The 25,119-nt window shown below is 40.8% G+C and carries 21 protein-coding genes and 1 tRNA gene; 14 read left to right on the top strand and 8 right to left on the bottom strand.

Annotated elements, in window-relative coordinates:
- The first annotated feature begins 405 nt into the window (after positions 1-405).
- Positions 406-1,266, top strand: coding sequence for a tryptophan 2,3-dioxygenase (gene kynA, locus GY23_RS06780; RefSeq protein WP_075618466.1), 861 nt, complete (start codon positions 406-408; stop codon positions 1,264-1,266).
- Positions 1,267-1,278: 12 nt separating this feature from the next.
- Positions 1,279-2,010: a glycerophosphodiester phosphodiesterase gene (locus tag GY23_RS06775; protein WP_075618465.1), complete on the top strand. Its 732-nt coding sequence runs from the start codon at positions 1,279-1,281 to the stop codon at positions 2,008-2,010.
- 99 nt (positions 2,011-2,109) lie between these two features.
- Here GY23_RS06775 and GY23_RS06770 read toward each other — a convergent pair whose 3' ends face one another.
- Positions 2,110-3,141, bottom strand: coding sequence for a DUF2804 domain-containing protein (locus GY23_RS06770; protein WP_075618464.1), 1,032 nt, complete (start codon positions 3,139-3,141; stop codon positions 2,110-2,112).
- A gap of 76 nt (positions 3,142-3,217) precedes the next feature.
- On the opposite strand from GY23_RS06770, the gene GY23_RS06765 reads away from it, so the two are divergent.
- Positions 3,218-3,290: transfer RNA gene (locus tag GY23_RS06765), tRNA-Ala, on the top strand.
- A gap of 233 nt (positions 3,291-3,523) precedes the next feature.
- On the opposite strand, the gene GY23_RS06760 is transcribed toward GY23_RS06765, so the two are convergent.
- The gene (locus tag GY23_RS06760; RefSeq protein ID WP_075618463.1) at positions 3,524-4,735 is read right to left on the bottom strand and encodes an RtcB family protein; all 1,212 of its coding nucleotides are present in this window, start codon (positions 4,733-4,735) and stop codon (positions 3,524-3,526) included.
- A gap of 353 nt (positions 4,736-5,088) precedes the next feature.
- Here GY23_RS06760 and GY23_RS18910 point away from each other — a divergent pair, with 353 nt between their 5' ends.
- From GY23_RS18910 to GY23_RS06745, 3 genes are all read left to right on the top strand, one after another.
- Entirely contained in the window at positions 5,089-6,459 is a 1,371-nt protein-coding gene (locus GY23_RS18910; RefSeq protein WP_075618462.1) for a collagen-like domain-containing protein, read from the top strand.
- Positions 6,460-6,788: 329 nt separating this feature from the next.
- On the top strand, positions 6,789-7,328 hold the full coding sequence (locus GY23_RS06750; protein ID WP_245827599.1) for a site-2 protease family protein: 540 nt from the start codon (positions 6,789-6,791) through the stop codon (positions 7,326-7,328).
- A gap of 235 nt (positions 7,329-7,563) precedes the next feature.
- Complete coding sequence (locus tag GY23_RS06745; RefSeq protein ID WP_075618460.1) at positions 7,564-8,049, top strand: amidase domain-containing protein; 486 nt, start codon at positions 7,564-7,566, stop codon at positions 8,047-8,049.
- A 39-nt stretch (positions 8,050-8,088) separates the two neighbouring features.
- Here the strand turns inward: GY23_RS06745 and GY23_RS06740 are convergent, their stop codons facing one another.
- Entirely contained in the window at positions 8,089-8,946 is an 858-nt protein-coding gene (locus tag GY23_RS06740) for a DegV family protein (protein ID WP_075618459.1), read from the bottom strand.
- Positions 8,947-9,063: 117 nt separating this feature from the next.
- On the bottom strand, positions 9,064-9,633 hold the full coding sequence (locus tag GY23_RS06735) for a glycerol-3-phosphate acyltransferase (RefSeq protein WP_075618458.1): 570 nt from the start codon (positions 9,631-9,633) through the stop codon (positions 9,064-9,066).
- A gap of 324 nt (positions 9,634-9,957) precedes the next feature.
- On the opposite strand from GY23_RS06735, the gene GY23_RS06730 reads away from it, so the two are divergent.
- Positions 9,958-10,533: a nitroreductase family protein gene (locus GY23_RS06730; RefSeq protein WP_075618457.1), complete on the top strand. Its 576-nt coding sequence runs from the start codon at positions 9,958-9,960 to the stop codon at positions 10,531-10,533.
- Positions 10,534-11,094: 561 nt separating this feature from the next.
- Here GY23_RS06730 and GY23_RS06725 read toward each other — a convergent pair.
- A complete protein-coding gene (locus tag GY23_RS06725; protein ID WP_075618456.1) occupies positions 11,095-12,492 on the bottom strand; it encodes a dipeptidase in 1,398 nt (465 codons plus the stop codon).
- Between the two features lie 163 nt (positions 12,493-12,655).
- On the opposite strand from GY23_RS06725, the gene GY23_RS06720 reads away from it, so the two are divergent.
- From GY23_RS06720 to GY23_RS06710, 3 genes are all read left to right on the top strand, one after another.
- On the top strand, positions 12,656-13,906 hold the full coding sequence (locus tag GY23_RS06720) for a hemolysin family protein (protein ID WP_075618455.1): 1,251 nt from the start codon (positions 12,656-12,658) through the stop codon (positions 13,904-13,906).
- A gap of 124 nt (positions 13,907-14,030) precedes the next feature.
- Entirely contained in the window at positions 14,031-14,576 is a 546-nt protein-coding gene (locus GY23_RS06715; RefSeq protein WP_075618454.1) for an RNA polymerase sigma factor, read from the top strand.
- 228 nt (positions 14,577-14,804) lie between these two features.
- Complete coding sequence (locus tag GY23_RS06710) at positions 14,805-16,259, top strand: phospholipase D family protein (RefSeq protein WP_075618453.1); 1,455 nt, start codon at positions 14,805-14,807, stop codon at positions 16,257-16,259.
- Positions 16,260-16,542: 283 nt separating this feature from the next.
- On the opposite strand, the gene GY23_RS06705 is transcribed toward GY23_RS06710, so the two are convergent.
- The 3 genes from GY23_RS06705 to GY23_RS06695 are packed head-to-tail and all read right to left on the bottom strand — an operon-like array spanning position 16,543 to position 19,405.
- Positions 16,543-18,117, bottom strand: a complete 1,575-nt coding sequence (locus GY23_RS06705) for an ABC-F family ATP-binding cassette domain-containing protein (RefSeq protein WP_075618452.1) — start codon at positions 18,115-18,117, stop codon at positions 16,543-16,545.
- Positions 18,118-18,153: 36 nt separating this feature from the next.
- A complete protein-coding gene (locus GY23_RS06700) occupies positions 18,154-18,336 on the bottom strand; it encodes an SE1832 family protein (RefSeq protein WP_075618451.1) in 183 nt (60 codons plus the stop codon).
- A 46-nt stretch (positions 18,337-18,382) separates the two neighbouring features.
- Complete coding sequence (locus tag GY23_RS06695) at positions 18,383-19,405, bottom strand: hypothetical protein (RefSeq protein WP_075618450.1); 1,023 nt, start codon at positions 19,403-19,405, stop codon at positions 18,383-18,385.
- 127 nt (positions 19,406-19,532) lie between these two features.
- Between GY23_RS06695 and GY23_RS06690 the strand changes: the two genes are divergently transcribed.
- The 4 genes from GY23_RS06690 to GY23_RS06675 all read left to right on the top strand — a co-directional run bounded on the left by GY23_RS06690 (position 19,533) and on the right by GY23_RS06675 (position 25,090).
- Entirely contained in the window at positions 19,533-20,192 is a 660-nt protein-coding gene (locus GY23_RS06690; RefSeq protein ID WP_075618449.1) for an NAD(P)H-binding protein, read from the top strand.
- A gap of 27 nt (positions 20,193-20,219) precedes the next feature.
- A complete protein-coding gene (locus GY23_RS06685) occupies positions 20,220-22,067 on the top strand; it encodes a cation:proton antiporter (protein ID WP_075618448.1) in 1,848 nt (615 codons plus the stop codon).
- Between the two features lie 89 nt (positions 22,068-22,156).
- The gene (locus GY23_RS06680; protein ID WP_075618447.1) at positions 22,157-22,720 is read left to right on the top strand and encodes an NADPH-dependent FMN reductase; all 564 of its coding nucleotides are present in this window, start codon (positions 22,157-22,159) and stop codon (positions 22,718-22,720) included.
- A gap of 198 nt (positions 22,721-22,918) precedes the next feature.
- Positions 22,919-25,090 carry a DNA topoisomerase III gene (locus GY23_RS06675; protein WP_075618446.1) on the top strand — a complete coding sequence of 724 codons (2,172 nt, stop codon included), beginning with the start codon at positions 22,919-22,921 and terminating at the stop codon, positions 25,088-25,090.
- Positions 25,091-25,119: the final 29 nt, after the last annotated feature.

Below are 25,119 nucleotides of genomic sequence, written 5' to 3'. Positions count from 1 at the left end.
CGCTTTTCTTTACTGTCTAGTTCCAAGCGCCAGCCAACACCTAAGCTTCAGACCCTCATGCGAAAGCGGGCTTTCGAATCGGCTCTTCCAGCGCCGGTGCTGGGCTAAGACGGCGCTTTCCGCTTTTCTTTACTGTCTAGCTCCAAGCGCCAGCTCGAACCTAAGCTTCAGACCCTCATACGAAAGCAGGCTTTCGAATCGGTTCTTCCAGCACCGGTGTCGAGCTAAATCGGCGCTATCCGCTTTTCTAAGGGGTTTGAAAACAGAATAGAATCTTAACATAGTTTACCAGTCTCAGCAATAGAGTTTTTGCAAAAATGTAAGTAGTCTGTTAAAACGTCAGGGCTCATGTCATAATATAGGTAGATGAGATGAGACTAAATAGAGCCTTAAGGGGAATTAACAATGGAAAAGAAACCACAAGACCACGGACAAAACCGTGCAGCACACGGGGAAGCGGGATTACATACGGACTTCAAACAAAATATGACGTATGGGGAATACCTTCATTTAGATAAACTATTAACAGCTCAAGATGGGTTAACTGATCACCATGATGAATCTTTGTTTATCATCATTCATCAAGTCTCAGAATTATGGATGAAACTTATTTTGCACGAACTTCGAGCGGCAATTAGCCATATTGAAAAAGACGATTTACAGCCGGCATTTAAAGAATTAGCACGCGTAACAAAAATCCAAACACAAATCATTCACGCGTGGGACGTATTATCGACATTAACGCCCGCAGAATATATGGAGTTCCGGTCTTCACTTGGAAATGCCAGTGGATTTCAATCATACCAATACCGCATGATCGAGTTTGCACTCGGATACAAAACGAAACATGTGTTGAAGATTTATGAAAAAGATGAAGAATTGCTTAGCACATTAACAGAAGCTTTCCATCAACCTGGATTGTACGATGTAACCATACGGAAACTAGCTCGTGCCGGATTTTCAATTGATCAAGCCGTTCTGAATAGAGATGTATCAACGCCGTATGAACCTAACGATAGTGTGCTAGTCGCGTGGACAGCGGTTTACCGCGACGTAGATACGTATTGGGAGTTGTATCAATTAGCTGAAAAACTCGTGGACATTGAAGACTGGCTTCAACAATGGCGTTTCCGTCATATGAAGACAGTTGAAAGAATCATTGGATTCAAAACGGGAACGGGCGGATCTTCTGGCGTCAATTACTTGAAGCGCGTACTGGATCAATATTTCTTCCCAGAACTTTGGACATTGCGCACAGAAATTTAAGGAGACTTTAACATGAAAATTTATGCACATCGCGGTTCATCAGGGACACATCCCGAAAATACACTAGCCGCATTCAAAGAAGCTGCCGGACTCAACATTTATGGCGTCGAATTGGATGTTCATTTAACGAAAGATGGGGAACTCGTTGTGATTCATGATGAAACCATTAATCGAACGTCGAATGGAGAAGGTTTTGTCAAAGACTTAACACTTACAGAGTTACGTGCGTTTGATTACGGAAGGTGGTTTGGAGACTCATTTGCAGGGGAAACCATTCCGACATTAGAAGAAGTATTAGCAATTTATCAAGACACTGAACATCATGTGAACATTGAATTGAAATCGGATGTTTTTCCTTATGAAGGCATGGGGGAGAAGGTTTTGGTTACGATTGAAACAATGGACATGGCACAACGTGTAGTGATTTCTTCATTTGATCATGAAGCTATTCGTGAGTTTAAGAAAATGGCTCCGCACATCGAAGTCGCTATATTAACATCGGATGTGCTGGTTGATGCGTATGACTATGCACGGTTCATTCCAGCGGATGCCTTGCATATCTCCCTGTCCACCGCACAACGTAAAATGACCAAAGAAGCCTTATTAAAAGGGGCAATTATTCGTGTATTTACGGTTAATAAAGTGGAGTATGCTCTAGCTTTACAGCAACTTGGTGTTCATGCGATATTTACTGATTTTCCTGAAAAAATGATGAGGGTACTTGAATCGAACGTGAATCGATGATTTTTTGCGGCCATACAGGCACAAATGTACTCTTTTGTTTTGATTCAAAATAGCTTTTTAAAAAATCCTCATGACCCTTATAGCAGGGACATGAGGATTTCACCATTTTGCTTTATGTTCTTCCGCACAACCGAGCATCTGTGGGATGGCAAGTCTGCTTCCATTCTCTAAAATGACGGACCCGGAAAAATATCCGACCAGTTGATACACACTTGATGTCACGAGTTTAGCATTTGTTTTTGCTTCGCGTTTGAAGAAGGGAGTAAAGGTTAAATTGACATCGGACGTAAATTTTGAACGAATACGCCAAGGTTTCATGAAGTCATTTTCGTCATACGTGAAAATCACATCTTCATGAATTTTGGTCATATGTCCGTCTACAAACACGGCATTTTCAGTCATGCCTGTACCGTCTGTCCATTTTCCACCAAAATTGAGTCCGATGCGCTGTTTACCGACGCGTTGAGAAGCCATCGCCCAGTTCCATGATGCCTCTCTTGGCCAAACGCCACGACCATAATCCAGCACGGCAAAACTATCTTCGGGACTGAAGGAATAACGTTTGTCCCCAATCTTCACAAATCCACTTGTTGGAAGAGTATGATGTTTGGCTGTATGTTGGAACAGCTGGCGATTCCAAGGTATGACGACATTTAATGAGTCATCTTTAGCAGGGTGTTCAATAAGCAAATCGGCATGAAGCATGTCCCCATCAAAATCTGAAATGGTCACCGTCATATGCGTTTCGTCCTGCATATGTAAAAGTTGAATCGTCATTTCATTATTCGAGAACTTCACCGTTTCTAACACTTGGGTTGGCATGCGAACTCGCTGACCAAGTGGAATCGTCACTGTCTTTTCGTAAAAACGTTGGGTTTCGTAATCTAGGAAGTAGACAAAACAAACGGCTGCATAATCTAAATGGCTAATTGTTGCAGAAAACAAAATATCTTCGCCATACACACACCAGTAATTCCATTTTTTCTTTCGCATAAAATGACCTTTTAAATTACTATCAATGAACGGTTTTCGTGAAAAACCAATAGCTGCCGGGTTCAAATTTCCTTTTGCATCACATAAAAGGGTTGGAGCTAAGATCTCACGCTCTGCGTGTTGTTGGACTTTCTGCATGTTGACACCCTCTCGACTATTGATTCATCGAACCATTATGATTTATAATACGTATTATACCAAAAATTTCAAACAAGGGGTATTAGCTCAGCTGGGAGAGCGTCACGCTGGCAGTGTGAAGGTCGTCGGTTCGAACCCGATATACTCCATTTACGAAAAACCACTCATATCAAGGGATTGAGTGGTTTTTTGTTGTGGTTGACTCTATTCATTTTTATTGTTTATAGGCCGATTTATACGTCTTGTAATCAAAACATGCTTCTTTTGTAATCAATTTGTTAGAAATCGAAGAAAGTTACTCCAACCAAATTTTTTTGGTTCTTTTTTATGTCTTCATATCGGTGTAAATAAAAGAGCGACAATTAAGCCAATCCTTCATAACCTATTTTCTTTTCCAGTCTAGAAATTCCGCTGCCTTGAAATTATAGATAGGCTTTAGAATAGATTGTATTTCAATTGTCTCTTTTGTATTATCTATGATCTCCTGCATAGTTTTATATGCGAAAGGAGATTCATCGATCGTATCTTGACTTACACTCGTGGTATAGACATTCTTCATGGCATTTTCGAAGTCCTCCAATTGCAGAAGTTGCTTTGCTTTTGTCCGGGAAAGGATACGACCCGCTCCATGTGGGCCAGATTGATTCCAATTATCGTTGCCTTTTCCTTTTGCAAGAAGTGAACCATCCCGCATATTGATTGGAATTAACACCATTTCATCTTTTCTTGCAGAAATCGCACCTTTTCGTAAAATCATATGTTCTAAATCAATATAGTTATGAACTGTATCAATTCGTCCAATTTCACTAAAGCCCATCGCTTCTAAGATAATTTGTACCATTGCAGCTCGATTCCATTTAGCGTATTCTTGTGCGATTTTCAAATCATGCAGGTAGTCGTCCATATGAGCACCTTGTAGGTAGGCCAGGTCATTTGGGATATTGGGATTCACTGATTTATAAGACTTGATTGCTTCCTGAATTTCTCTTTGTCTGCCTTCGACTTTCAACTGATTAATTAATTCTTCAAGTCCATCTTTATCATAATTTAACTGTGCGATTGCTTTCTTCTGATGGTAGTTTGCCACTTTGGTCCCAAGATGACGACTGCCAGAGTGAATGACCAAAAACAGTCGACCATCTTCTGTTTCGTTCATTTCAATAAAATGATTGCCTCCACCCAATGAACCTAATGAGAGATGTGCCACTTCCATAGAAAAATTCGCCAATACCTTCTCCAATTCTATATGGCTTATAAAATCATGAGCAGTTGCTCGAACGGATTGACCAGAGGGAATCAATGCCCGAATCGCTGCATCAAGTTTAGAAAAATCAATTTCCTGCTTATGAATTTCCACACAAAGCATACCGCACCCAATATCGACACCCACAAGATTTGGAACTACACGATCCATCACCTTCATTGTTGTCCCGATGACCGCTCCTTTTCCTGCATGGCAGTCAGGCATGATTCGAACATTTGCCCCTCTTGTCAATTCTTCATTCAAAAAAGTCTCGATTTGAGATACAGTGACCTCATCAATGTTATTCGTAAATACGGTGGCATCACTATATTTCCCATTAATAATTTTCATATTTTATCATTCTCCCTTATCCCTATTATTTCCACACTACTATGCGTTTCCCTTTATTTATATCTATGTTTGATTGGACTAATAAAGACAGCTCGGCCAAATTATGAAAAATTTAACGCTCATATTGGATAGTTTGGCGTTCAAAAAAGGGAATTATCTCTCAAAACCGTCGCACATCCTGATTTTCATATTCACAAGCATTAAAAGGAGCTATTGAGAAATGGTTATAAAGGGTGGGGAGTTCAACAGTAGATATAGATATAACTTAAAACTACTGAAAAAACTATTAGTATATTGTCCAGACCTCCTTTCTAGTACTGAATAGTATGTAGATAGAGAGGAGGTGAAAAAATTTGAAACATCATCATAAAAAACCAAAACCAAAACCAAAACCAAAACGTAAAGAAAAATGCGAGGTAAAGAAATGCAAGGAATCTAGCAACCATGAATCAAGTAATCATGAATCGAGCAGTCATGAATCAAGTAGCCATGAATCGAGCAGTCATGAATCAAGTAGCCATGAATCAAGCAGTCATGAATCAAGCAGTCATGAATCGAGCAGTCATGAATCAAGTAGCCATGAATCAAGCAGTCATGAATCAAGTAATCATGAATCGAGCAGTCATGAATCAAGCAGCCATGAATCGAGCAGTCATGAATCAAGTAGCCATGAATCAAGCAGTCATGAATCAAGTAATCATGAATCGAGCAGTCATGAATCAAGTAGCCAAGAATCGAGCACTCATGAATCAAGTAGCCATGAATCAAGCAGTCATGATTGTAATTGTAAACATCAACATTGTTGTGAACAAGGACCTCCAGGATCAAAAGGAGACACTGGTGCAGAAGGACCTCGTGGTAGTAGAGGCCCAGAAGGTATTCCAGGAGAAACTGGAGATCAGGGGCCACAAGGACCTCAAGGGAACACAGGGCCTCAAGGACCACAAGGAAATAAAGGTGATCAAGGACCACAAGGAAAAACAGGGCCTCAAGGACCACAAGGAAATAAAGGTGATCAAGGACCACAAGGGAACACTGGGCCTCAAGGGTCACAAGGAAATAAAGGTGATCAAGGACCACAAGGGAACACAGGGCCTCAAGGACCACAAGGAGATACAGGCAATCAAGGGCCACAAGGAGATACAGGTGATCAAGGACCACAAGGAAACACAGGGCCTCAAGGAAACACAGGGCCTCAAGGAAACACAGGGCCTCAAGGAAACACAGGACCTCAAGGAAACACAGGACCACAAGGGAACACTGGACCACAAGGGAACACTGGACCAGCGGGAGCACCTGGCTTACTTGCAAAGTTTGAGTATTGCCAAACTTTAACAGCAAGTATCGTACTACCGAACACCCCAATTGGTGCAACTTTATGCCAATTATCGGTAGCCAATGGAAATGCAATTACAATTGTTAACCCGTTAAGTCGAGTACTACTCACAGCAACAGTTGGCTGGCAATCTGGTGCAGCCAATCAAGTTGAATTTGTTATTTACCGAGGTAGTATAGCCGCAGGAAATGAGGTTGTGCGAATAATCGATGATTCTCAGGGGAATCAAAGAATCGCAACTAGTTTTAGTGTCGTGAATGCAGGATCATTTATGGCAAACCAAACCTATCAGTATTATTTAACTGCAAGACTAGTAGGTAATGGGAATCCTCCTACAGTCGTAGGACCGATTGTATTTACAGGAACTGTACTAGTGCCAAATCCTTAACCCCAGCAGTAATACAAGAAATCTCTAACTCAAACCCCGCCTAGATGTACTAATAAGAAAACTGCTCATGATTATAAAATTTGCAGTTTTTAGTGTGAAAGTAGCTTTTAGTAAATTAATACAATATAAAAGATACTAGTGAAATCCAATTAGTAAAATGGTACATTAGATTTACAGCGAAATAGGAAAATTATGAATTTATTAACAGCTGAAAGAAGACATACTTTGATTGAAGGCGGGCGGACAATATAGAGTTTTTAGCATATTCTTTATCAGAAATACCAAATGTCTTAATCACATTGGTCATTGCCTTTACACTGCACGAGTTTATGCATGCATGGATGGCATCTTTATTCGGAGATGACACGGCAAAAAATCAAGGACGAGTAACGCTAAACCCTCTGAAACATCTGGATGTAGTGGGAACACTGCTTATCTTCATTGCAGGGATTGGATGGGCAAAACCAGTGCCAGTCAACAGTTTCTATTTTTCCACACGACGTCTCCAATCCATCATCGTGAGTTTGGTCGGACCACTCAGTAACTTTGTATTAGCCTTTATTGGATTTACCGTTTGGTACTTCATGCCAATGAGTACATCATTGGAAGCATTTCTGAACATATTCGTCATCCTCAATGTGGTTCTGGGCGCATTTAATTTATTGCCGCTCCCACCATTAGATGGCTATCGTATCGTATCTAGTTTATTGCCAGCCAAGATACAGAGAAAACTCATCCCGTTAGAAGTATATGGATCACTCCTATTTTTGATCGTGGTGTTGACCCCAATTGGTGAATATACGATTGTGCCGTATATTAGAACTAGTCTTGATGTTGTGATGAGTGTGTTTTCCGCGGTATTTGGTTGAATTTAAATAAGTTACAAGATTATATACGAATCAACAGCATTCATTATTATAGATAAATCAAAGCTATACCGTTGTTTATCGTATATTTACGCTGAGCGCAAGCGTTGAATACAATAATGTCGCATTCTTCATGAGTGAATGAATTGAAATGCAGAAGGGCAGAAGATTAAGAGGTCGCAGGGAAACCATTCTAAAAACCAACCACCATACATACGTTGGTCATAGGAGGGATAACTTGTATAATCGTCAAGCAGCCGTACAGTACGCCAACACTTGGTGGAATGCATACAATCCTGCATATCCGAAATTTGATGTTGATTGCACGAATTATATTTCTCAATGCCTTCGAGCAGGGGGTGCACCCATGCGTGGCTATCCGGCACGTGGTAAAGGATGGTGGATACAAGGGGGCACGTGGAGTTTTAGTTGGAGTACATCACACGCTCTAAGGTGGTATTTAGATACATCGAAGGTCGGTTTGCAAGCTGTAAAAGTCGCAAACGCCAGCGATTTACAACTCGGGGATGTGATCAGTTACGATTTCCAAGGTGATGGCCGATTTGATCATACAACCATTGTGACGGGCTTTAATGGCAGTGATCCACTAGTAAATGCTCACACGGTTAGTAGTAGGCAACGTGATTGGCGCTATGATACATCTCCTGCGTATGCCGGCACCACGAAGTATATTTTCTTCCATATAAAAGATTCCTTCTCGTAGAAAACCCTTGGGCTCAAGTTGCCCAAGGGTTTCTGACGTTTACTTTGATGGAGTATACCAAAGAATAGCAAGTGTTCCTTCGCCAGCATGTACGGCAAGTACAGAGCTGATCTCACCAATACGAACTTCTAAGTCAGGCACTTTTGCTTGAATTAAGTTCTTCAATTCTTCTGCTTGCTCTGGAATATTTCCTTGCATCAAATCAATAGATCGTACGCCATCATTAGTAAAAGCATCAACGGCTTTATCGACTAAATAAGTAAGGGCTTTCTTTTGAGAGCGTACTTTATCCAGAGCTTTCAGTTCGCCTTCAGCCGTTATTTGTATGATTGGTTTGACTTGTAGTAAACTCCCTAAATAGAATTGAACGCTACTCATGCGCCCGCCTTTATATAGTTGGTTTAAATTACCAATCAAGATGTAATTACGGAAATTTTTCACTTGATTGCGAAGCTCATTTGCAATATCTTCAAGTTTCATTCCACTTTCCTGCAAGTCCAGTCCACGCTCTACAAGTTTGGTAATCCCTGTGGATAGAGAAAGTGAATCCACACACTCCATGTGAACTTCGGCGATTTCTGCACCAGATTTTGATGAAGACAAGGTACCACTCAATTTTGCAGAAACATGTACGGCTAAAATGGCTTCGTAATTTTCACTGATTTTTTCATACAGCTTGGCAAATTCACCGGCAGCTGGTTGTGATGTTTTCGGGAATTCTTGCGCATTTCGAATACGATCATAGAGTTGATCTGATGTTAATTCAATCCCGTCTGCATATTGTTCTTGCCCAAAATGAATGGTCAATGGGACGACATGTACATCAGGGTGAGCTGCAAGCGTATCGCTAATAAAAGCGGTACTATCAACAACCCAGGCAATCGGTTTTTTTGACATGAACGAATCATCCTATCTTTAATTAAAAATTTTGATTTTTAAATATTATAACATGAATAGTATTCTTTCACGATAGTCGTAACTTTAGATTAAAATAAAGCTATTTAGAAGATAATATTAAGAACGTTTCCATCTTTGTTCATAATAGGATTGTTTGAAATCAAAGCGGTGACGATACATAATCAAGAGAATAGCAACTATTATAGGCAAGGAAACTTGGACATCTTGAAAATAGATGATTGTCCCAGTGTACGCCAGGAAACCAAATAACATGCTTAGTGTCGCGCTGCGCAGGAAGGGAAGTACTACAAGAAAGCCAATCGTAAAAGCAAGCGCAAAAAAGAGGTTAAATGTGAGTCCGATGCCAACGAAAGTAGCAATGCCTTTACCACCTTTTCCTTTTAACCAAAAGGGAAAGATGTGACCACAAATAACGAGTAACCCACCAATTGCGACAATCCATTCTGGATAATCGAGATATCGTCCAACTAGTATGACGACAACACCTTTTATAGCATCGCCCAATAAGGTGAGGAAGAATGCACTTTTCCCTATTACAGCCCCAGCATTGCGAGCCCCTAAATTCCCACTGCGATGCTTACGTAAGTCGGTTTTATAAAACTTACCTACCCACCAGGCAGTTAGTAAAGTTCCCAAAAAATAGCTACCTATGAGATAGACAAACATGTGAGCCCCCCAAAATCCTTTCTCTTTATTATGAAGGAAGAGGTGGTTTTAGGATATAATAAATATAGATTAAGGAAGTTCTCACTTGAAGAAACAGATTTACATTCTCATATTCCTCATTCTCCTCCTAAATTAAAGTTTAGCGGATCAAGCACTTTATGAAGCGAAAGAAAAAGGAAGAAATTGCGTCACCATGAAATAAACGACGCAAACGAGTGGCTTGTTTTTTACGGTATTAACATGTGCTACAATGGTCCATAGCTTATAAATTTCTAAGTAGGATGCAATACATAACTTGATAGTGAAAAGGGGTACTTATACATTATGAATGAACAATCTTTATCAGTACGTGACGCCATACTTCAACGTCGTTCGATCAAAGTCTTTAATGGTCAACCAGTTGAACGCGACACTTTAATGAATATTTTAGATGATGCAAAATGGGCACCAAATCACGGCGCTCGTCAACCTTGGCGTTTAGTGGTCGCTTGTGGGAAAGAATTGAGCGAACTACATACCGTGTTACTCGAGTTTGGTGTAGCGAAATGGAAAGAACTTTCAGAAGAAGATTTAGCAAAACAAATGAAAAAATTCACGACACCTGGAGCTTATGCATTTATGATTGTTCCGGAAGATGCACGTCAAAAAGAGCGTCTGGAAGATTACGCTGCAGCGAGCACGTACATTCAAAATGCACAATTGCTTGCATGGGATTTAGGAATTGGTTCTTGTTGGAAAACACCAGGGTTCCTTGATACACCAAAATTCCGTGAAGCACTTGGCGTCCAGCAAGGCGAACGCATCATCAGCATGTTGCAATTTGGTTATTTCGATGAAATGCCAAAACCAAAACCACGTAAAGAAGTGGAAGAATTCGTTTCGTTCTTCGGCACAAACTAAAAAATCCCGGTTTACGCATAGTATGCGTGAACCGGGATTTTCTTTGAATTTGATAATGGGGCCCCCCTATAACTTTCAGGCAAATCGTTTTTTGACATTGGGTTACTAGAGAATCGTCACTATCTGCAATAAAATGAGCAGCCGAAGATGGAATTTCGGCTGCTATGGCATTCCTTTATTTGTGTATGATATTTTTTACATGTTTACGTATTAGTGCAAGAGAACAGGAGGCATTCTTTAAGGTAGGACTATGACGGGGAAAATAAAGTGACATATTAGGGAAGGTAATATGAAAATAAAGAAAGCAGTGGGAGGTCAAAATTTCATCTTTGACCGATTGTTAGAAATAGGAAGTAATCTATTCACTAGTTCCCCAAACCAAAAACACTATGACTTAACAGAATGCAAGGGGGCGACAACGCATATCCGCCGCAGGATGGTCTGAAAAAAAGAGGGATGGATGTTGCGACTAAGTCACAACATCCATCCCTTTTATTCCTTAGATCAAGGTGCAGCAGTAAAGCGTCCAGAGCACCCTGGAATTGTAGTCAAGTAGTAGAATTACTTTTTCAAATCTCCTGAAGAAAACTGAGCGATTTCATAATAGTAATCGCCAATCACTCGCAAGCCTTGATCAAAGTTCTCCAAATGGAAATGTTCATTCGGAGCATGGAAATTTTCAGAAGCAAGACCAAAGCCCATTAACACAACAGGAAGACCTAAGATTTCATCAAATGACGCCACAATCGGTATGGAACCGCCGCCACGAACATAGGATGTAGGCACATGGTAAACTTTTTCATAAGAACGACCGGCTGCTTGAATCGCAGGGTGATCAAAAGGAGTAATGAACGGTTTCCCTTTATCAAACTCAGTCACTTTAACAGAAACACCTACAGGTTTATGTTTTTCAATATGTGCTTTTAACTTAGCCACAATTTCATCTGGATCTTGATCAGGCACTAAACGACAAGTGATCTTGGCACCAGCTTCAGCAGGAAGGACAGTCTTGATCCCTTCGCCTGAGAAACCTCCAAATATGCCGTTGACTTCTAAAGTTGGACGAACCCAAGTACGCTCTAGATGAGTAAACCCTTTTTCACCGAATAACGCGTCAACACCAAGCTCTTCTTGTAGTGCTTCTTCATCAAATTCCAGTGCGGCATATGCAGCACGTTCCTCCTCGGAAACGGGACGAACATTGTCATAGAAACCTTCAACTAGAATTGTACCTTCCGCGTCACGGAATGAATCCAGTACTTCAACTAATGCATGGATTGAGTTTTGAACGCCACCACCATAAAGCCCGGAGTGAAGATCGCTATTGGCGCCTGTAACTTCGATTTGAACACCAGCTAATCCGCGTAATCCATAACATACAGCTGGTTTTCCTGGACCTTGCATACCTGTGTCAGAGATGACAATGATATCAGCTGCCAGTTTTTCAGTATTTGCTTCTACATATTCCGGTAAGTTCGGGCTACCGATTTCTTCTTCCCCTTCAATACAGAATTTCACATTGACAGGTAATTTACCTTCCGTTTGGAACAAAGCTTCAATCGCTTTTACATGCATGTATACTTGTCCTTTATCATCACTAGCGCCACGTGCAAACAATTTGTTATCACGAACTTGAGGATCAAAAGGCTCTGATTTCCATAAATTTAATGGATCCACTGGTTGAACGTCATAGTGACCATAAACTAAAATTGTTGGTTTTCCTTCAGCATGCAACCAATCTGCATAGACTACAGGATGTCCTTTGGTTTCATCGATTGATACGTTTTCCAACCCTGCATCTTTCAAGGATCCAGCTAACCATTCTGCTGCTGTTTGCATGTCTTGTTTGTGTTCAGACAATGAACTAATACTAGGAATTCGTAAAAATTGTTTTAACTCGTCTAAGTGTTCTTCACGTTTTGTTTCAAAATACGTATTTAATGATTGTAAATGACTCATAAAATCCCTCTTTTCACAAAATTTCGAGAATGAAAATAGTATAGCATATTCTTTTCAAGGAAATGCAGCGAATGAAATGAGACATAGGAATTTAGAATATGGTATTATTAAAATACTAGAATTTGAGCGGGATTTTTGACTCATACAGGAGGAAACACGGTTAATGGAATTTATCGGTTTAGCCATTTGTTTATTGTTGTCGTTTTTCTTTTCAGGTAGTGAAACGGCACTAACCGCAATAAGTAGGATGAAGGTCCAGCTTCGTGCTGAGCAAGGGGATCGTATGTCACAAAAGCTCCTCGTGCTTATAGAGAAGCCGGACCGCATGATTACCACGATATTGATTGGGAATAATATCGTAAATATTTTAATGCCAACGTTACTAACGATTATTGCCATTCGACACGGTTGGTCAGTATTGGTTGTAACGACGATCCTAACCTTAATCATCATTATTTTCGGTGAAGTATTACCGAAAACAATTGCAGTTACATTCTCGGATCGCATCGCATATATCGTGGCACCAATTATTGCATTTTTGGTACAAATAGTGAGACCCATTACATTTTTAATTGCTAAATTCACGAATGTATTTATTCGGATTATTTCAAATGGTGCAGTAAAAGAGGCTACTTTAACTAAAGAAGAACTACGTACGATGGTCGATATTGCGTCAACGGAAGGTACTTTTGAGGAAGAAGAGTCTGAAAGATTAAAAGGAGTGCTCGACTTTCCAAATAAAGATGTACAGGACGTCTTGGAAACACATCGCACGGAAATTATTGGGGTTCATATCGATTGTACATATGAAGAAGTACGGGACATAATCCTGGAACATTACTACACTCGTTATCCAGTATATGAAGAAAGTATGGACCAGATTGTCGGTATGTTCTACTCGAAGACACTTATCGAGTGGTCAATGGATCCAACAATCGAACTCCATGAAATAATTGACCGCGAACCAATGTTTGTCGTCCAATCGATCAGCGTTGAAAAAGTCTTTAAACAAATGCTCTCAAAGAAAAAACATATGGCAATCGTGTTGGATGAATACGGTGGAACACTAGGAATCATCACGCATGAAGATATTATTGAGGAAATGATCGGTCAAGAGATTGAAGATGAATCAGATGAAGATGAGGATATTTTAGTTTATGAAATGACCGAAAATCGTCTTATTTGTCACGGTCGATTAGAAATCGAAGATGTCAATGAAATGTTCAAAGTGGAGATTCCAAATGATCATGAAACCATTGGTGGTTTTGTCTTGCAACAATTCGGTCACATGCCTGAAAGCGGCGAGCAGTTTACATACGAGAATCTTCATTTTGAAATAAATCAAATGGACCGTAACCGTATTTTACAACTGACCATTACAATAAAAGCTGAGAAAGTGCTTGAAGACGAATAGTCTTTCAGCACTTTTTTGTTGTCTTACACTTTTGTAAGCTAATTGAAAGTGAATCCGATGGAGCGTAAGGTTTGTTTTTGGCAAAATAAAGTCAACAGCAAAGAACGAACGGAGGATAAATTGAATGAATGAAAAAGTAGAACAAGTTTATGAGGAATATAATCGCTATATCTATCACTTATGTTTAAAACTTACTCGAAACAAAACCGAAGCAGAAGATTTAATGCAAGAAGTCTGGATGAAAGTCGTGCGTTACGAATCATATATGAAAGATGTGGAACATGTGAAAGCATGGTTAACCACTATTTGTATGAATACATTCCGCGATCGTTATCGCAAAACGATTCGTCGCAGCAAGCATATTTTAAATCAACCAGAACAATTGGATGTACCTGTACTTGATTTAATACCAAGTGAAACACTGACTGCGGAAGATATTTTAGAAAAAGGCGATTTATCACAAATGGTCCAACAAAAAATAGCAGAGCTAGATAACATCTACAAAACGACAGTCCTGTACTTTTACGTGCATCAATACTCACTCGTTGAAATTGCTGAATTGATGAAGGTGTCAATAGGGACAGTCAAATCACGTCTATTCCGTGCCAAACAACGTTTGAAAGAGATGTTAATTGCAGACAGCGCTGCCGTCGATTATCTCCCAGCATAATAATAGAAGTCACAGCCATTCAGGGCTGTGACTTTTTTAATGACATGAAGGTGAGCAATCGCTCAGTTGTAAAAATCGGAGGTCGCGTAGGAAAAAACGATCGTGACGTAGGAAAAAAGAGGTGTCACGTAGGAAAAATAGCCTTCCACGTAGGAAATACGGTTTGTAATCTGTACAAAAAGGGAATGGATAATAGATTAATTTTCATTTGCCAAGGGGGAAACATCAATGGCTGACAAGCCGAGTAAACCGTGGAGCAAGCGCAAAAGAATTGTGCTTGGTTCTTTAGGCGTGTTTGCGCTGATTTATATTGCCGCCATTTTATGGCATACATTTAAACCACTCCCTGCTGGAATTTCATATGTAGGAGAAATGCATAAAACCGATACGGTCGAATTCGTTACCGATTTGACCTATTCTCAAGATCAAAAAGGGTCGGAAATGGTTCATGAAAACAACATCTTTAATTCTGTATACACCATGATCGACGAGGCTGAAGATTTTATAGTAATCGATTTTTTCTTATTTGATGGCTATTATGATCAGAAAGAAGACTTTCCCAAAATTGTGGATACCATTACTACTAAACTAGTTAATAAAAAGATCGAACATCCAGATATGCCAGTCGTGTTTATCACAGATCCACTTAATCGTGGATATGGTTCTTACGAAAATGAATGGTTCAAAAAGATGCGAGAAGCGGGAGTCGAAATTGTGTATACCGATTTAGATCAATTGCGTGACTCTACACCAATTTATTCTGGAATTTATCGTACAATATTCCAATGGTTTGATATTGGGGGAGAAGGTTGGATTGATAATGCGATGGCGAGTGATGCACCGAAAATGACAATAGCCTCGTATATGAAACTATTGAATATCAAGGCCAATCACCGAAAAGCAGTAGTGACTGACAACGAGGCCATGATCACTTCGTCAAATGCACACGATGCGAGTGGATTCCATGGCAATATCGCATTGAAAGTAACAGGCCAAATAATAAATGACATTTTAGAGTCGGAAGAAGCCGTTTCCATATTTTCTGGTGGACCCAAACTTCCTCGAATTGAAGAAGAGAAGGAAGAAGGGGAATACGAAGTTCAATATATAACCGAGAAAAAAATCTTGGATGCACTACTTTCAGATTTGGCGAAAACAAATGAAGGCGATAAAATTTGGCTTGGGATGTTCTTCATTGCTAAACGCGACATTGTTAACGCATTGATTGATGCGGCAAATCGCGGAGTTGAAGTCAATATGATCTTGGATCCAAATAAAAACTCATTTGGTCAAGAAAAATCAGGCATGCCGAATCGACCGGTCGTTCAAGAAATGGTTGAAGATTCAAAAGGCAAAATAAACGTTCGTTGGTACAATACCGTAGTCGGTCAATACCATACGAAAGCCATCTGGATTCAATCCGACGACAAGACGATAATATCAAGTGGCTCTGCGAACTATACAGAACGAACATTAGATGATTACAACCTTGAAAATAATTTACGGGTAATCGCACCAAATGACAGCGAATTAGTCGCACAAATGGAAGATTATTTTGAACGTCTTTGGAAAAACGAAGATGCCATGTATACAGTGGACTTGGAAAAATTCCAAGATGAAACCACAAAGTGGCAACGTTTCATCTACACACTCCAAAAAGCAGTGAAAATAACAACCTTTTAAATGGTGGCAATTGCCCCATGGGGGAGTTCTCTAAAGATGTGATGTACCAATCACCAGCGGTAATGCTTTAGTTTGATGCGAGCCATACTCTATCAGAACACCAGAAACCAATTAGTCCCCTCACACTTCTTTTGAGGGGTTTTTTTGTGGGAGAAACTGAGTGAACAGGAATAAACCATAGTTGAACGGGAATAAACACAACGTGAACGGGTAGAAACCAAAATGAACGCGAATAACCCAACAGCCCACTAAAAAAAGGCCGCTGAATGTCAGCGGCCTTTAATCAATTATCCTCGTCTTTTTCTTGCACGCCAGTTTGGAACCAGTCTTCAACATTCCAAACTTTTGTAACTAGACCTTCATAGAATTCAGGTTCGTGGCTGACTAATACAATCGTTCCTTTGTATTCAGTCATTGCGCGCTTGAGTTCTTCTTTTGCGTGGATGTCTAAATGGTTGGTCGGCTCATCGAAAAGCATCCAGTTGCTTTCTTCCATCATCAATTTACATAGACGTACTTTGGCTTGTTCACCACCGCTTAAACTGTTCATTGGGCGGGAGATATGTTCGTTTTTCAAACCGGTACGTGCTAATGCAGCACGTACTTGGCTTTGTTCCATACTCGGATACGTTTTCCAGATCTCTTCAATCGGCGTAACATTATCTGCTTTTACTTCTTGTTCAAAGTATGAGATGGATAGGAAATCTCCACGAGTTACATTTCCACCAAGTGCAGGCACTTTGCCGAGCATGGTTTTGAGTAAGGTTGATTTACCCACACCATTCATCCCAACAAGGGCGATTTTTTCGCCACGTTCGATTGAAAACGATAGAGGTGGTAATAACGGCTTATCATAGCCAATCAATAAGTTTTCTGCTTCTACAATATAGCGACTCGGACTGCGAGATTCTTTGAAACTGAATTGAGGTTTTGCTGCTGTTTCTGGACGGTCAATTCTCTCAATGCGATCCAGTTGTTTTTGACGTGATTTGGCACGACCGGTAGTCGAGTAACGTGCTTTGTTTTTAGCGATAAAGTCTTCTTGTTTTTTAATGAAATCTTGTTGCTTTTCATATGCATCGATATGTTGACGTTTGTTAATCTCAGCAAGCTCGAGGAACTTCTCGTAAGAAGCCGTATAGCGAGAAAGCTTTGAAAATTCCAGTTGGAAAATGACATCCACGATTCCGTTCATGAATTCCGTGTCATGTGAAATGAGTAGGAAACAGTGCGGGTAATTCTTTAAATAATTCGTTAACCAGCCAATATGCTCTTCATCCAAATAGTTGGTAGGCTCATCAAGAAGCAATACTTTCGGTTTTTCAAGAAGCAATTTAGCTAGTAATACTTTCGTGCGTTGACCACCTGAAAGAGCCGATACAGGACGTTCTAGGCCAATTGCATCCAAACCAAGACCACGTGCGATTTCTTCGATTTTCATATCAAGTGTATAAAAATCACCGGCATCCAATGCATCTTGAATATCTGCCATTTGCTCAAGTAATTCTTCTAATTCTTCAGGTGATGCTTCACCCATTTTGCCCGTGATTTCATTCATTTCTGCTTCTTTTTTGTAAAGAGGCAAGAACGCATCACGTAACGTATCGCGCATAGAACGACCTTGTTCTAAACGTGTATGTTGATCCAAATATCCATAATGAGTTCCAGGGAGCCATTCTACTTTACCTGTATCATGAATGAGTTCGCCAGTTACGATGCTCATCAATGTTGATTTACCAACACCGTTCGCACCTACTAGCCCTACATGTTCGCCTTCGATTAAGCGGAATGATACGTCTTTAAATAGTGTGCGATCACCAAATGTGTGACCGAGATTTTCAACTGTCAATAATGCCATGTTTCCATTCCTCCATAAAGAAAGCTCGCAGGCTTGTTACAGCGCCGCGAGCTTTTTGTTTAGTTCTGCGAGTTGTACTTCCATATTTGCTAAACGTTGTTCGGCTTGTTCAATCATGGTCGGATGTCCAGTGGACTCTAGTTTTTCCATGTCGCCTTGCAAACGTATATAATCATTTTTCAATTCGGCAATTTGTTGTTGTATTTGTTGTGACGTCATGTAAGAGAAACTCCTCTTTTTTCACCTATTGTATCACAGGATGGAGTCATCTGGTGATTTCTCGCGCTTCTTCTTTGAGGATTTTTTCTAATAATAGTTGCATATTCCCATTGTTCGCTGTCAATTTAAAGGCTAATTGCTTTTTCACTGCACGCTGACTGCGATGTGGATGAAGAATCGTCTCCATTACGGCATTTTGCAAGTGGGATTGTTTTAACTTACGACCAAGCCCTAAATATATAAAGCCATTTGATTCTCTAGGAAATGCATGCTGCGCTTCTTTTTCATCCTCAGCTATGACAATACAAGGCTTACCAATAACAGCAACGAAATACGGGGTATAACTCGCATCGCACACCACAAGATTAGATTCGCTAATGAGTTGAATGGGATCATCACACTCAACGATACGCGTTTGCTTGCGTCCTAACGCCATTAATTTCAAATCATCACGGCTATGAGAATAACTTGAATGAAGAGCGACTGTAATAGCAAGTGGAATTTGCAAGTGTAACAAGTGACGTAAAGTTCGATACGACAAGTTATCCACGTCTTCCCCTGCAAACGTCACGACGACATGGGGGAGTGGAAGAGTTGGTCCTGGTCCTAAACCCGAATTGGCATAAGGCTCTAATTCTTCGGGAATAACAAACCCGGACGGACCCAATATATAATGAGAAGGCGATTGCTCCCGATTTTCATGGTATAAAGACTGGATGACACGTGTCGCCACTTTGCCACCTTCACCAAAATCATCGAAATGCAGTGTAATTGGAACGAGGGAAGAGAGTAGTCTGCCTTCATCAATGTCCATATCTAAACCATCTGAAATGACGACATCGGGTTCATATTCTGTAAGGAGTTTCTTTAAATCTGCATTTCTTGCATATGAGAGAGGGGCAAACCCCTGTTGATCAAGCGTTTGAAGAACCACTTTTTGTTTTTCCTGAGCCGCGAATAGAATGCGATGAGAAGCCAGTAACTTCGCGAGAGTAAGACATCTCGTGAGAGGATAGCCGGCACGTCCAATCGTAAATAAAATGGTTTTTTGTTGAATTTGGTTGTTCATTTCATTCCCACCTTTCATCTTCTATTTAACGTATGGGAAGATTATACACAGTATGAGTAAATGTTCAGAATTTGCTTATTTCTGTGATAAACTACACCTACTAGAATTTGAGAAATGAGGAATGAACATGGGACAAAAAACAGCGATGGTAGCAGGTGCATCTGGATTAACGGGTTCCCACCTAGTTAAATTCCTATGTGAAAATGACGCCTATGAAAAAGTAACGATCATTGTGAGAAAAGCAGTACCCTATAGCCATCCCAAATTGAAGACGAAAATAAAAAATCTCAATCAAGTAACGGAAAGTGATTTTGAAGGAGTAGATGATTTCTTTTGTTGCTTAGGGTCAACGATAAAAAAAGCAGGCTCAAAAGAAGCATTTGAACAAGTGGATTTAATCGCACCTATTCAAATGGCAAAATATGCTAAGGCACAAGGCGTCAAACACGTCCTAGTTATTTCTGCAATGGGAGCAAATAGTCAATCAAAAATCTATTACAACCGTGTCAAAGGAACGATGGAAGAAAAACTAGCAAGTCTTTCAATTCCAACAGTCTCGATCTTTAGACCATCATTATTACTAGGAGTGCGACAAGAATTTCGATTGGGTGAGCGTATTGGAGAGTTTGCCATGAAGATTCTGAAACCTGTTTTTATTGGACCATTGAAAAAATACTGTGCCATCGAAGCGGAACAAGTGGCATTTTCAATGTTGCAAATCGCACTGGATGCGTCATCAGAATCCGTTGCGATTTATGAATCGGATAGTATGGCTCAAATTAAATAAGGCAGAATAGTAACATGAGGTGATTCCATGTTCGATTCTCTATTATTTGAATTGATGTTCGTGATTTTCCTCGGAGTCGTTTCGCAATGGTTCGCCTGGCGATTAAGAATTCCGGCTATTGTCCTCATGGCGATTGCGGGATTGCTGGTGGGTCCGATTTTCGGGTTGATCAAGCCACAGGAAAGCTTTGGCGATTTATACGGACCCGTCATTTCCGTCGCAGTTGCGATTAACTTATTTGAAGGAAGCTTGAACCTAGATCTTAGGGAAATACGCGGATTTAGCAAGCCGTTACTCCGAATCGTTACGTTAGGTGCCTTTATTGCATGGGTTGCAGGGGCGATTGCGGCCCATTATTTGGTCGGGTTGTCCTGGGCTGTTGCGTTTGTCCTGGGTGGATTGTTTATCGTCACGGGACCTACCGTGATTTTGCCTCTACTGAAACAGGCCAAACTGAAGACCAGACCTGCAGCAATCCTGAAATGGGAAGGCATTGTGGTCGATCCGGTGGGTGTCCTCTTAGCCGTGTCTGCATTTGAATTCATTCAATTTATTAATAAAGATGTAACATTGGATACATTGCTGCTGTTCGCTGGTGCAAGCGTCCTTGCCATTCTACTCGGAGTAGGTGCAGGTCGTGGGATTGGGTGGATGTTTGAGCGGGGCAATGTTCCAGAGTTTTTGAAGTCGCCAGTTGTTTTTGCGGTGGTCCTGTTCCTGTTTGTCCTGTCCGATGAAATCATACACGAAACCGGGTTGTTGGCAGTCACAGCAATGGGAATGGTGATGGCCAATATGCGCATTGCCTCGATCCAGGAGATGAGACAATTCAAGGAAAACATCTCCGTCTTATTGATCTCGAGTATTTTTGTCATGCTGACCGCGTCATTAAGCCCCGAAACGTTACTTAGCATGTTTGATTGGAAGATTATCATATTTGTCGCGTCGATGTTATTTATCGTGCGTCCGTTATCCATTTGGTTATCCACAATTGGCACGGACCTTACAAATCAAGAAAAAACATTGATGGGGTGGATTGCCCCACGAGGAATTGTTGCATTAACGGTGTCGGGGTACTTCACGAATGTCCTGATGGAAAAAGGATACGAGGATGCAGAAATCATAACCGCCTTGACGCTCGCACTCGTTTTCTCCACAGTTGTCGCACACGGATTCACGATTGGATGGTTCGCGAAGAAGCTGGATCTAGCCTGTTCTGATTGCCCAGGTGTGTTAATTATCGGTGGAAATCCATTCACCACGGAATTGGCGAAGTCGCTTCAGGATTTAAACCATAATGTATTAATCATGGATAATTCTTTTGAACGATTGAGTGATGCACGCAACTTCGGACTGATGACAGCGGTTGGTGAAGTGATAGCCGAACAACACGAGTACCATGTCGATCTGACACCATATCCAGTGCTGATTGCCGCGACAGAATCCGATTCTTACAATGCCCTAGTCTGCTCGAATTTCGTGCACGAACTCGAACGTAAATCTTTGTATCAAATAGCCCTCCATCATGGGGCCAAAAGCAAATACAATCAATCGCTGGCCGGATGCATCCTGTTCAATCAAAATATGACATACTATCATCTGAATGGACGAATCAGCCGTGGCGACGTGATTCGCAAAACCGCGATTACCGAACAATACCCATATACACAGTACCTGCACGAACGAGAGGAAGACACCTTGCTTTTATATATCCTGAAAGAAAATGGCGATCTTGAATTCTATTTGCCGAATACAGAACTAAAAGGTGGACCTGGCGATACGGTGGTCAGCTTAACTCCACCAACAAAGGAAATCTTGAAAGTCCAAGATCGATTGAAAGCCAATCGTGCGAAACCATCTCCGTCAAAAGGATGAAATTAGGGCGCTGTGGAGCACCGTGCATAGTCAAAGGCGTTCTTTTTGATACAATACCAATATAGTAAAGTGTTTGAAGGAGGATGGACATGAAAATTTTGCTCATAGACGGGACGATTATTGGCTCTAAAACAGGAGCCATTCTCGATCAAGTGAAAGTATATATTGAACAATTAAATAGTAATTTGGATCTTGAAATCATGAAACTTGCGGAGTTTGATCATCAGTTTGTGGATGGCCGTCCACTTGGTGAATATAACGATGACATGCGTTTGCTCGTACGTAAATTTGAAGAGGCGGAAGGCTATATTTTAGCTACACCCATTTTCCAAGGATCCATACCAGGAGTATTGAAAAATGCATTTGATCTCTTACATCCACGCACGATGCGGTACAAACCAGTGTCAATTGTCGCAAATGGAGGCACGTATCAACATCACTTAGTAATCGAGAATCAGTTGAAACCAATATTGGATTACTTCCGCTGTCTCGTTACACCGAATTACGTATACACGACGGCCAATCATTTTGGAGAAGGCAACGTCATTGTCGATCAAGATGTACATGATCGATTGAGAGAACTCGCTCGCGTATTTGTGCAATATGCTGAAATGGGCAAGAACTTATCCAAAGAAACACTGGATGAACATTAAAATTTAGCTATGCCACTTCGCAAGAGATTGCGAAGTGTTTTTTTGTCTGGGATAATTGAGCGAAACCGATTAAATCTCGCTTAATGCCGATTAAACTTAACCTTTCCCCTTTCGCCTATTCAACCGGCGGCAGTTAATGGAGAGAAAAAGTCGTCCATCCGTTATAATGGACTTACAGTAAGAGAGGGGTGGACAAATTTGTCGAAATCATTAGTATTAGCAGAAAAACCATCCGTAGCACGCGATATCGCTCGCGTCCTCGGTTGTCATAAAAAAGGAAACGGCTTTTTAGAAGGTACTCAATATATTGTGACCTGGGCACTCGGGCACTTAGTGACGCACGCCGATCCAGAACAATACGACAATAGTTATAAAGAATGGAAACTGGAAGATTTACCGATTTTGCCACAACCATTCAAATTAGTGCCGATCAAGCAAACAATGAAACAATTTAACGCAGTAAAAGCACAACTCAATCGCCAAGATGTGAACCAAATCATTATCGCAACGGATGCCGGCCGTGAAGGCGAATTGGTGGCACGATGGATATTAGAAAAAGCAAAAAGTCGTAAGCCAGTCAAGCGTTTATGGATTTCTTCAGTCACGGATCAAGCGATTCAAAAAGGATTCCGTGAACTAAAAGACGGACGAGAGTATGAACATTTATACGAAGCAGCAGTGGCACGAGCTGAAGCTGACTGGGTAGTGGGAATCAACGCCACGCGTGCATTAACTGTAAAATACAATGCACAATTATCCACAGGTCGTGTACAAACACCGACTCTTGCGATGATTGCAGAACGTGAGAAACAAATCCGTGATTTTAAAGCAACAACCTATTACGGCTTACAAGCTTTAACAAAAGATGCCACCTATACTTGGGCTTTCGGGGCAAATAAACAAACGAGCAACTTTAATAAAAATCAAGTGGATCAAGTATTGGAAAAACTGGACAAAGCAAAAGATGGAAAAATTGTTTCTGTCTTAACAACACCTAAAAAACAGTCAGCGCCTGCATTATTCGATCTAACAGAACTTCAAAAAGAAGGACATCGCATTTTTGGGTGGTCTGCAAAAGAAACATTATCCACATTGCAAGCACTCTATGAACGTCATAAAATCGTTACATATCCACGAACAGACTCTAAGCACTTAACGAGTGATATGAAGTCGACCTTAAAAGACCGTGTGAAAGCAGTTGATTTACAACCGTATCGCGCAGCGACAAACCTAATATTACGTTCAAATAATGTGCTACCGCAAAAAGGCGTAATCGATGACGCTCGAGTAAGCGATCACCATGCAATCATTCCAACTGAAGAATCACCGGTTATGCAGAATTTATCGGACAAAGAACGAAAACTATATGACTTGATCGTCAAGCGATTTTTAGCCGTGTTCTTACCGCCGTATGCATTCGACCAAACCATCATCACACTGGATGTGATGGGCGAAACATTTACGGCAAAAGGTAAGACTGTAAGAGATGAAGGCTGGAAAAAAGTGTACCAACAAGATCATGATGAGGATCATGACAGTACCTTACCACCTGTTCAAAAAGGAGAAACAATTGAACTGCGTGCCATCACCATGACGACGGGTGAAACAAAACCGCCAGCACGCTTCAACGAAGGGACCTTACTTGCAGCAATGGAAAACCCCTCATCATTTATGGCGGGAGAATCAAAGGATATTATCAAAACGGCCGTTGAAACAGGCGGACTTGGTACCGTAGCAACACGTGCGGACATTATCGAGAAGTTGTTTAATAGCTTTGTCATTGAAAAAAAAGGCAAAGATATTTACACAACATCGAAAGGCAGACAGCTCTTAGAATTAGTGCCAGACGATTTGAAATCCCCATCATTAACAGGCGAGTGGGAACAACGATTGACGAAAATTGCCAAAGGCACCATGAAAAAAGAGCAATTTATGAAAGACATGGTCATGTTCTCGAAGAAAGTCGTAACTCAGATCAAACAAAGCGAGCAAAAATTCAAGCATGATAACGTCACAGGAAAAACTTGTCCAACTTGTAACAAGAACTTGCTCGAAGTAAACGGCAAGCGTGGGAAAATGCTGGTCTGTCAAGATCGTGAATGTGGCTACAAAAAGAATGTTGCGATGCAAACCAACGCTCGTTGTCCGGTGTGTCATAAAAAGTTAGAGATGCGCGGAGAAGGAGAAGGCAAAATCTTTGTTTGTAAATGTGGACATCGTGAAAAATTGTCAGCCTTTGAAAAGCGACGTGAATCATCAGGTGGAGCAAAAGCGAACAAAAAAGATGTACAGAAATTCTTGAAACAGCAAGATGAACCGCAAAATACGGCAATGGCAGAAGCATTGAAGAAGTTATTGAACCAAGAATAAGGATGTTTTGATGGAAAGAGGAAGTTTCT

Origin of the sequence: Paenisporosarcina indica, from assembly GCF_001939075.1 — a bacterium.
In the GTDB taxonomy this organism is placed as follows: Bacteria; Bacillota; Bacilli; order Bacillales_A; family Planococcaceae; genus Paenisporosarcina; species Paenisporosarcina indica.
The sequence above is the reverse complement of the archived record's forward strand: the minus strand, read 5'-3'. Positions and strand labels throughout refer to the sequence as shown.